Raw genomic sequence first — 9,189 nt, forward strand, 5'->3', positions numbered from 1 at the left:
AGGGCGATCGGCCCACAAACGCTCCGGTCAGGCAATGGCGGCGCCCGACTGATTTCCGTCGGCGGGCAAGCCCACCTTTACAGCGCGAAACAAATCAGCCGGGCTTTGCCATCAAGGCCCTCGCCAGAGGCTCGCGCTGCCAGACCGGAGCGCCCGTGCGCTTTCGTCGCCATGAAGGCCGCGACGGTCGCGGTCCAACTGACGGAAGCATCCCATGTACGCGCACGACGATTTCGAACCCGATCACGGCACGTCCCCGACCGGCCATGCCATCGAAGAACTCGAACTCTACGGCTACCGTCCCTCGGAAGACGAGGCCGATCCCCGGATCACACCCGAAGATCACGTCATCCAGGGCGCAGTCTCCGACATCTTCGACGCCCTGATTTCCACCATGGCCGATACCAGCCTCGATTTCGACCTCGACGAAATCCTCTGGTCCACCGTCAACACCTTCCACCGCGCTGTCGAACGGATCGAGCGCAAGCTTGACGATAACGAGCAGACGCAGAAACGCCTTCAACGCGAACAGGACGGCAGCGAGGTTAAATCCGTCCAGTTGGAAACCCTGATCGGCGCGGGACAAAGCCTGATCGAGCGCCGTGACAGCATGGAAATCTTCCGCCAGACTGCCGCGGACATCTATCTGCGCACCACCGGAACGCCCTGGTCGCAACGCTCCGGTTCACGGGTCAACCATCGCCAGATGACCTCGGCCATGATCGACAGCCGCGACTTCATCGCCGCCAAACGCCGGGCCGACAACGAGGTGCTGTTGCCCTCCGGGCCAAAGATCGCCTTCTCGGGCGGAGACACGACTGATCACCGGACGATCTGGGCCAAGCTCGATCAGGTCCATGCCAAGCACCCGGACATGGTTCTGATGCACGGTGGATCGCCCAAGGGCGCGGAACGCATTGCGGCCACCTGGGCCAGCAATCGCAAAGTCGCGCAGGTCGCCTTCAAACCTGACTGGGCTAAACATGCCAAGGCGGCGCCGTTCAAGCGCAACGACCAGATGCTCGGCATCATGCCGATCGGGGTCATCATCTTCCCCGGCACGGGCATTCAGGACAATCTGGCCGACAAGGCTCGCAAGATGGGTATCCCGGTTTATCGCTTCGGGACCGGCAGCGCGTGAGCGCTGCCTGTTCAGCATAAGCACTACTGCAATAGCGGCAGGTCGTCCCAACGAATTCGGACATAACGGCCTGAGCGCTTTGGCAATTGCTTGCGGCTGACCATTCGCCCGGAGACCTGGAATTCCGCATTAATTTTGACCACGAGCAGCTTGCTGAAATGCCTTGATGTATCCACCATCACCACGTCTTTGCTCTTGAAAGGAGTGATGGTTTTGATCTCGACATGATCATTTTCGAGCCTGCCGTCCGAACCTTGCGCGTAGGTCTTGTTCAACTTGATGCCGTAGGTGATGCCACCGAACAGCTCACCGATGTCGCCATACACAGATAAATGCAGGCCCGTCTCCAGATGGTAGCTCTCAGCGAGTGAGATCAGGTCCTCAAAATACGGGATCATTGATCGGATGGCGTTTGGATACTTCGCTCCCCATTCCTTGTGACGAAGCTGTTCGTCAATGTCTGACCATGTCACCCATTCGCCGTCATCATAAAATGCCCGATCTGACCAATCGACTTCTGCCATAAACTTTAACCCGCATCCTTCCGCCCAACGATATGGTCATCGTAGAGGTGCAGCAGATACTGGTCCACCAGACGCATAAGCTTTCTCATTCAAACTGCGAGTTTTCGGACAGGCCTGGCCTCGAAAGCCATCGCTTCTCGCGCGGTGAGAGGAATGCTGCTATGCTGTGATTGCGCCATGGTGGTGGTGGAAGGCGCAACCGTCCAACCTTTTGCCCGGAGACACCACCATGATCGTTCTCGGAATCCTCGTTTCCATTGCAGCCATCGGTACCATGTGCTGGCTGCTGTTCAATCTCGCCGTCTTCGCCCTGCCGTTCTTTATCGGCCTGAACGCAGGCATATGGGCCTATGGCACGGGCGCTGGCTGGCCTGGCGGCATCCTCATCGGTCTTATCGCTGCGGGTCTGATACTGGCGGTCGGTCAGGGCCTGCTCATGCTGGTTCGTCCGATCTGGGCACGGCTGCTGATCGCTTTGGCCTTCGTCGCCCCGGCGGGCACGGCCGGGTTTTACGCTACGCTCGGGATCGTCAAACACATGATGCCGTCCGAGACCTGGCAGATCATCTTCTCGGTGGTCGGTGCGGTCGCGGTGGGCGTGACAGCATTCCTGCGCGTTGCAGGCATGGCGGCAACCGGCCCTGCGGACGGGAACCTTGCACGCACCTGAACTGGAGTGACCCGTTGAGGCAGGACCAGAAGCGGATACGGATCATCTGCCGTCTTCGTCAGGAGGCGGGCGGGTAGATGGCGTGTAAATCTCTGATCAGCGTGAGGCACAGGCACGGCCCATAGGAGCGCAGGACGTTCAGTGCCAGCATTCGAGGACTGACCGAAAACCGGTTGGGGCAATGCCGATAGCACAGGCCGGAGAAAAGGATGTGCACGGCCTGAAACGCGGGGGACCAGACAAGCCGGTGCGCCGGTCTGGTCATCCTGATGGAGCCTCGAGGTTGCCACCGTCCCCGTTCAACCCCCGTGTCTCGACCGCTCCAAACGGCCTCTTCAATGGCCTGATCTGGCCGAAAACCAGCGCGATGCGCTTCGACCGCTCTAGCGCAACAGCGTCGTCACAACTTTCTTCCCCTGCCGGCAAAGCCGACATTCCGCGCGGAACAAGAAAGTTTCTCCTGTGCTGTCCAGCCCCTTTGGGGTGCGCCAGCGTTCGTCTCCGGCCGGTCGATCGCCATCGAGGCCGCAATGGTGCGGGCTCGGAAACGGAAAACGGAGACTTAAAATGGCAACCATCGGCACATTCAAGAAGACCGGCTCGAACGAATTCACCGGCGAAATCGTCACCCTCAGCGTCCAGGCCAAGGGCGTGCGCATCATCCCCGACCTGCGCGCCACCGGCGAGAACGCTCCCAGTCACCGGGTTCTGGTCGGCCGCGCCGAGATCGGCGCCGCCTGGTCCAAGCGCTCCAACGAGGGCCGCGACTATCTGGGCCTCAAGCTGGACGATCCGAGCTTCAACGCTCCGATCTACGCCAACCTCTTCGATGACGAAGAAGGCGAAACCTTCTCCCTCATCTGGTCCCGCCCCAACGGTCGCCGCGGCGACTAAGGCGCGGCACAAAGGCCCCGACCGCAAGGTCGGGGCCTTTCTCATGTCCGCGGGAAAGTCGTCACGCCGCCGCGCCCTGTCGTGTCTAGCACGGATCAGGCGCTTAGGATCGGGATGATGGTTTTGACATGGGCGTCGATGCGTTCCAGCACGGGCGGCGGGACCACTTCGCGCTCCGGCAGTGTCCACCATTTCGTATCAATGCGTTTCACCGTCTCGACAACGGCCTTGAGCACGGCTGGCTCGGGAAGCCTTGCCCGATTGGCAAACGTCTTCCAGCGGGCCGGGGCCAAGCCCTTGAAGGCCCGCTCGCCGCCCAGAGACAGCGCCAGCCCATCTGCCGGAATATAGGGCACGGTCGAAAGCATGTCGTAGATCGGTGCTAGAGCGGGCGTGTCGCCGTCGCCCGGATAGATCAGCGACCAGTTCTTGAGGTGCATGTCGCCATTGCCCATGACCACCGAGAAGGTCAGCCGCCGGACAAACTCCAGCGCGGCGAACGGCGAGATCGCAACATTCAGCACAGAGGCGATGTCGTGGGAGGCGGCGCCATCATATTTGCGCGCCGGGTACAGGCCGAAAACCTGCGCGAAATCCTCGATATGGATGCGCTGCCCGTCTGCCCCGCGATCAAAACGCCGCACGAGCAAGACCAGCCCCTCGGCAAGTGTTTCAAACTCTTCGGGAATGCCCTCGAACTGGTCTCGGCTGACCAGTTCCCGCTCGGGCACATTCATACCGATGGCTTCGGCAAGCGCGAGGTTCGCGAACTCGTTCTCCGACACGCCCGGAAAGGCGGTCGAGGGGAATTTCGCAATATACTGGCCCTCGTCATCCCCGAGCGGCAAGGTCAGGCCGCCGCCCTTGCCGGTGTTCTTCATCACCGAGAGCTTCATCTGCACGCCTGCCAGCGAGAAGCGGGCCTTGGGCCGTCCTTGGGTTGGCGCCGCCCCGATGCCGGGTTGACCGTCACTGGGCAGCACCCGAACGGCCCCCGGCAAATCCGCACCAAGGGTGGCCAGGAGATCGAAATCATTCCCCGACCGCACAGTACCCGCATGGTGCTTTTCCATCGCCTCGCGCAGCCGGTCTTCGGGCAGCAGGTTGGCAAAGAAGGGCGGCAGGCTGCCTGCGACCGGTCGCGGATCCTTGCGCAAGCCCCCTGATGCCGCGCGAAGGGATAGGCTCAGAACCGGATGGCCTCCAGTCGCGCGATAGGCCGGATCAAGGCTGAAGGCGTTGAAATCACCCGGCGTTCTGACGATCGTGCCAACCTTCGCACTGTTCAGGAACACGTCCAGCGCGGTGATGGTCTCAGCGGTACGGACGGCTGTCATCGTCGCTCTCCGGTTGCGGGCTGAAGGCCGGATGATCATCCTCGGCCTCGGGGCGCAAAAGCGCCTCGATGGCGGGCACCATTGCCTGCGGGACCAGCATCATTTCCAGCCCAAGCGCCCTGGCAATGTTGATCAATGTCGTGGTGCGCGCCGCCGCCGCCCCCGTCTCGATGTCGCGGTAGCGCGGGCGCGAAATGCCCGCAAGATCGGCCACCTGCTCCTGGGTCAACCCCGCTGCAAGACGCGCGCGGCGAAAATGGTCGCCGATCAGCCCCAGTGTTTCTTTTTCCGCCTTCATGTGATGCCTTTACGGATCATTTCTGTCGCTTTGATCTGAATACGTATCCTGGTCTATTGCGAACGTCAAGGATATGATCTCTAAACGAATCATTCAGATGTCGGCTGCATCGTTTGGGGCTCAATCAATCGCGGAGCAACGCCGAACTAATCCAAGGCAGAAGTGCTGCTCTTTCGAGCCATGGCCAGCGAATCGGGCACATCGAACGCTGTGCTGCGCAAATCGCCTCACGGTGTGCCTCAGCGATTTCATGTGGCGGATTGAGCAAGAACGACTAAAATAGCCGTAGTTCTGGAATGCGCGCCGGTCGCGATGGGAGGTGATCATGCATGATCACCGCTCGACAGTCGCGGGCCGCGCGCGCGTTACTGGGTTGGACGCAGGAGACGCTCGCTGACAAGGCCCGAATATCGTTAACTGCCCTGAAGCGCCTCGAGTCCGAGAACCGGCTGGAGGTGTATGAGACAACGCGGGATCAGGTGCGCCGGGCGCTTGAAGCAGCAGGGATCGTTCTCCTGTCCACGGATCGCGGGCAAGGAGTGTTGCTGGTTCATGACCAAGACGAGAAGAGACACCGACAGATCCGCGACGTCTGATCGGCGCAGGCGCCATCATCGATCCGCTGCTGCGGCCTGTGGCTTGTGGCGACCATCGACATGACGTCCGCGGTCGCCCCCTTCGACGACATCGCGCCTGTTAGCGACGAGCTGACCGAATATTGTTGATCGGGTCGGGCTGACGGAGTTCTTCTGGAAGGACGTGGCCGCGCGTTATGGCTATACGGCGGATGCGCCGGACTTTCAGGATTTTGCCATCACGTTGTTTTCCAGTGCTTGGGCGCGGGCCATGGGGGAGACTGCGCCCCTGAATACCGATGCCGCGCTGATGTTCCGCCGCTGGAGCGCCTCGCGCCGGTGGGGTGAAGCGTTCGAGAAGCTGTCGGGCGACTATCAGGATGTGCTGAAGATCAGGGATGATCTGGCCTCGCGCGATTTCCGCATCCTGATCCCGCATGACCATTTCGAGGAAGTGGACCGGCGGATCGTTGTCGCCATCGTTGAAGGGCTGGCCCAACAAAGCCTGCCGGCGACAGATGTGCTGAAATGGGTGCGTGATCGCCGCCAGAGCCACTGGTATGGCCGTTACGCCGATGTCTATCAGGCCATCGGCTATGCTACGGAGTTCCAGCAGGTCCTGGCCGAAGCTGATCTGACGATGACCAGCCTGTCCGATGGCGTGAAGCGCTATTCCGCAAGCTGGTTCCGGCTGGACCAGCTCTACCGCAAGTTCATCTATCACATGCAGAAAAGCGGGCAGTCGGGGCTGCTCTCCGCGCTCTATGAGGCGGTCGAGAACCGCTACACCACGAATTTCGTGCTCAAGTTGAACGATGCCTGGCAGGATCAGGTGGCTCGCCTCACGGACTGGGCGGTCCCGGGCTTTCCGCGTCAGATGGATTTCTACCGCGAACAGGCCGCAGAGTTCAGGCGCAAGGACCAGAAGGTCGTGGTCATCATCTCGGACGCGCTGCGCTATGAGGTGGCCGAAGAGGCGCTGCGCGAGATCCGCAAGCTCAACCGGTTTGATGCCGATTTGAAGCCGATGATCGGGGCCTTGCCCAGCTATACCCAGCTCGGAATGGCGGCGCTCTTGCCGCACCGGCAACTGACGATCCGGGATGACAATGATCTGGTGCTTCTGGACGGCGAAAGCACCATGGGTGCCGCCGCTCGTGAAAAGGCGCTGGCTGCTGGCCGGGCTGGAGACCGGGTAAAGGTTCTGGCGGCGAAGGATTTCATGAACCTTGGATCGTCAGAGGGCAAAGACCTCTTCCGGGATCATGACATCCTCTATCTCTACCACAACCAGATTGACGCGATTGGCGACAAGCTCGCCACCGAAGAGAATGTTCCCGCAGCGGCAGAGACCGCCATCGAGGATCTGGTGAAGCTGGTGCGCAAGCTGACCTCGGCCAATTTCTCGAACATCCTGATCACCGCCGACCACGGCTTCCTGTGGCAGCACCGGGCGTTGGAAGAGAGCGGTTTTGCGCTGAGTGAGCCGGAAGGCGACATCGTTACACGCAACCGGCGCTATGTGATCGGACAGGGCCTCAGCAGCAGCGGTGGCATGAAGAAGTTCACGGCCTCGCAGCTTGGGCTGGGTGGTGATCAGGACATCCTGATCCCGAACTCGATCAACCGTCTGCGCGTAAAAGGATCAGGCAGCCGCTTTGTTCATGGTGGGGCGAGTCTGCAGGAGATCGTCCTGCCGGTTCTGCGTGTGGGCAAGCAGCGCAAGGAGGATGTCAGGCAGGTATCGGTGCAGATCATTCCGCCAGCCCGTGCCCAGATCACTACAGGTCAGATCCAGGTCACCTTCTATCAGGCAGAGCCGGTGACCGAGAAGCAGCAGCCCCGACAGGTGCATGCTGCGATCTTTGCAGACGATGGATCGCTCATCTCTGACGAAGCCGAGCTGGAATTCGATTTCGTGTCGGAGAATCCGCGCGAGCGTGAGCTATCGCGGGGCTTCCTGCTGACCAAGGCGGCAGACGCCTATAACAATCAGACAGTCTTCCTGAAGCTGCGAACGCGCATCGGCAAGACCAGCCATTTCGAAGATCACGCTTCGCAGCCGCTGCTGCTGAAACGCGGGATCAGCACAGATTTCGATTTCTGAGGTGCCGATGTCGACCCTTGATGACAAGATCAACGAGCATTTTGCCGGTTTCGTGGTCCGCAAAGACCTGGTGAAGGCGGTGAAGGGGAACGCCATCGTCCCCACCTATGTGCTCGAATACCTGCTCGGCCAATATTGCGCGACCGACTACGAAGCCTCGATTGCGACAGGCATCGAGACGGTCAAGGACATCCTGCGCAAGCACTACGTCCATCGTTCCGAAGCGGGGCTGGTCCAGTCGACGATCAAGGAGCGCGGCCGCTACAAGGTCATCGATCAGGTCAGTGTGGCGCTGAACGAAAAGACCGATGCCTATGAGGCGGTCTTTGAAAACCTCGGTATCAAGCGGGTTGCCATCGACAGCGCCACGGTAAAGGCGCACCCGAAACTGCTGGTTACGGGTATTTGGTGCATCGCCGATGTGCAGTACGAATTTTCGGAAGACAGCCGGATCTCCCCCTGGATCATCGACACGTTGAAGCCGATCCAGATCGCCCGTGTGGACTATGACGGCTATCGCGAGACGCGGGATAAGTTCACCACCGAGGAATGGATCGATCTGCTGATGCAGAGCATCGGCTTTGATCCGTCACTGTTCGGGCGCAGGTCAAAGCTTTCGCAACTGTTGCGCCTGGTGCCATTTGTTGAGCGCAACTACAACCTCATCGAGCTTGGTCCGGTCGTGTCGCGAATGTGGTGGAAATTGGCGAGCAGCGCGCTCCGAGCATGTAACGTTGGCTCCGGTCAGGCCGCGAGGTCAAGAGACATCGGCACGAGAGGCTGAGAAAGGGTTTCCCAGCCATCGACTTTTCGCATCTGGATCTGCCCTGACGCCAGGAGCGCCCAGAGCAGCATCGGCACGGTTTCAGCGCAGGGCAGCACGGTCTGGGTCTTGATGCGGCGGCGGAACTCCTCGTTCAGACGCTCAATGGCGTTGGTGGTCCGTGCGGATTTCCATTGCGACGGATCGAGGCGGGTGAAGCTGAAGAGGCGATCGCCGGCCTCCTCAAGGCTATCGGCCACGGCCCGGCACTTGAGCTTCCACTTGCGGAGGAAGGCCTTGCGGCGCGTCTCGATCTCGGCGGCGCTGTCGGCGTAGATCATGTCGCGGTAGTCTTCGCTCAGCTCGTCATGCAGGCGCTTGGGCGCGTGGCCAAGCAGGTTGCGGTGCTTGTGAACCGTGCAGCGCTGGATGGGCAGGTCCCCGCCCCAGAGCGCCACGAGCGCGGCTTCAAGGCCGGGGGCGCCGTCAACGATTACGAACTCGGGCCGCCTGAGGCCCCGCGCGTCCAGGTCGGCAAGGAAGCTGCCCCAGGCAGCCGTGCTTTCGCCGCCCATGTTCCTGATCGAGAGGAGCACCTTTTGTCCGTCGCGGCGGATGCCGATCGCCGCCAGCACCGAGATGTTGGTGGCCTTGCGGTCCAGCCGGGTCTTGATGACGGTGCCGTCGAGGATGAGCCGCACGATCTCTTCGCCGGTCAGGTCGCGGGCGGACCAGGCGTCCCAGTCGACCTTCACCTTGCGCCAGGCGCGGCTGACCACGTCCTTGCTCACCGCCCCTTCGAATAAGCCAAACAGCGCCCGCTTGACGCGCCGGGTATTGGTGCCGGCCAGATAGACCGCCGCGATCAGGGCCTCGGCCT

General features: G+C 61.1%; 10 protein-coding genes. 6 read left to right on the top strand and 4 right to left on the bottom strand.

The window, feature by feature from the left end; translation table 11 throughout:
- Window positions 1–214: 214 nt before the first annotated feature.
- Window positions 215–1,141, top strand: coding sequence for a DUF2493 domain-containing protein (locus PARHAE_RS18975; protein WP_126156104.1), 927 nt, complete (start codon window positions 215–217; stop codon window positions 1,139–1,141).
- A 23-nt stretch (window positions 1,142–1,164) separates the two neighbouring features.
- On the opposite strand, the gene PARHAE_RS18980 is transcribed toward PARHAE_RS18975, so the two are convergent.
- Window positions 1,165–1,665 (bottom strand): hypothetical protein, encoded by a 501-nt coding sequence (locus tag PARHAE_RS18980; RefSeq protein WP_126156105.1) that lies wholly within the window; start codon window positions 1,663–1,665, stop codon window positions 1,165–1,167.
- A 229-nt stretch (window positions 1,666–1,894) separates the two neighbouring features.
- Between PARHAE_RS18980 and PARHAE_RS18985 the strand changes: the two genes are divergently transcribed.
- Window positions 1,895–2,335, top strand: coding sequence for a hypothetical protein (locus PARHAE_RS18985; RefSeq protein WP_126156106.1), 441 nt, complete (start codon window positions 1,895–1,897; stop codon window positions 2,333–2,335).
- Window positions 2,336–2,902: 567 nt separating this feature from the next.
- Window positions 2,903–3,229: a DUF736 domain-containing protein gene (locus tag PARHAE_RS18995; RefSeq protein WP_024899152.1), complete on the top strand. Its 327-nt coding sequence runs from the start codon at window positions 2,903–2,905 to the stop codon at window positions 3,227–3,229.
- 95 nt (window positions 3,230–3,324) lie between these two features.
- On the opposite strand, the gene PARHAE_RS19000 is transcribed toward PARHAE_RS18995, so the two are convergent.
- Both PARHAE_RS19000 and PARHAE_RS19005 read right to left on the bottom strand, forming a co-directional pair.
- Entirely contained in the window at window positions 3,325–4,566 is a 1,242-nt protein-coding gene (locus tag PARHAE_RS19000; RefSeq protein WP_126156107.1) for a type II toxin-antitoxin system HipA family toxin, read from the bottom strand.
- Complete coding sequence (locus PARHAE_RS19005; protein ID WP_015740146.1) at window positions 4,544–4,864, bottom strand: helix-turn-helix domain-containing protein; 321 nt, start codon at window positions 4,862–4,864, stop codon at window positions 4,544–4,546. Before PARHAE_RS19005 ends, PARHAE_RS19000 begins: the two co-directional genes overlap by 23 nt.
- Window positions 4,865–5,193: 329 nt before the next feature.
- On the opposite strand from PARHAE_RS19005, the gene PARHAE_RS19010 reads away from it, so the two are divergent.
- The 3 genes from PARHAE_RS19010 (at window position 5,194) to PARHAE_RS19020 (ending at window position 8,330) form a co-directional block, all read left to right on the top strand.
- Entirely contained in the window at window positions 5,194–5,460 is a 267-nt protein-coding gene (locus tag PARHAE_RS19010) for a helix-turn-helix domain-containing protein (RefSeq protein WP_024899154.1), read from the top strand.
- A gap of 121 nt (window positions 5,461–5,581) precedes the next feature.
- The gene (pglZ, locus tag PARHAE_RS19015) at window positions 5,582–7,546 is read left to right on the top strand and encodes a BREX-1 system phosphatase PglZ type A (protein ID WP_277600688.1); all 1,965 of its coding nucleotides are present in this window, start codon (window positions 5,582–5,584) and stop codon (window positions 7,544–7,546) included.
- Window positions 7,547–7,553: 7 nt separating this feature from the next.
- Window positions 7,554–8,330 carry a BREX system Lon protease-like protein BrxL gene (locus tag PARHAE_RS19020; RefSeq protein ID WP_241232891.1) on the top strand — a complete coding sequence of 259 codons (777 nt, stop codon included), beginning with the start codon at window positions 7,554–7,556 and terminating at the stop codon, window positions 8,328–8,330.
- Here PARHAE_RS19020 and PARHAE_RS19025 read toward each other — a convergent pair.
- Window positions 8,291–9,189: IS256 family transposase (locus tag PARHAE_RS19025; protein ID WP_126156108.1), on the bottom strand; the 899-nt coding region annotated here is incomplete at its 5' end. The two genes, PARHAE_RS19020 and PARHAE_RS19025, sit on opposite strands and share 40 nt — an antisense overlap.

The sequence above is a fragment of the Paracoccus haematequi genome (assembly GCF_900631945.1).
GTDB classification, from domain to species: Bacteria; Pseudomonadota; Alphaproteobacteria; order Rhodobacterales; family Rhodobacteraceae; genus Paracoccus; species Paracoccus haematequi_A.